Origin of the sequence: uncultured Psychroserpens sp. (assembly GCF_947494225.1) — a bacterium.
Lineage (GTDB): Bacteria > Bacteroidota > Bacteroidia > Flavobacteriales > Flavobacteriaceae > Psychroserpens.
In genome coordinates, this window is sequence record NZ_CANLUG010000039.1 from 1 (window position 1) to 225 (window position 225).

A 225-nucleotide genomic window follows, 5' to 3' on the forward strand; every position below is an offset into this window, starting at 1 on the left:
ACAATCATCTGTGTAAGTCCAGTTCACTGTAAGTGTTCCACCACACTCATCGTATGATCCACTTAACTCTCCTTCTACTGATCCTGAAATCTCACATGCCCCAGTTCCTCCATTAGTGTATCCTAATGATCCTGCCTGAACAGATGCAGCTTCTTCACATGTAACTTCCATGTCTTCTACTTCATCAAATTCAGCCATTGGTGCTGGTAATACTGTGATTGTTTT

At 41.8% G+C, this 225-nt stretch carries 1 protein-coding gene; it reads right to left on the minus strand.

Going from position 1 to position 225, the window contains the following annotated elements:
• A partial coding sequence (locus Q0893_RS19560) for a hypothetical protein (RefSeq protein ID WP_299278988.1) occupies positions 1 to 225 on the minus strand: 225 nt, incomplete at both ends.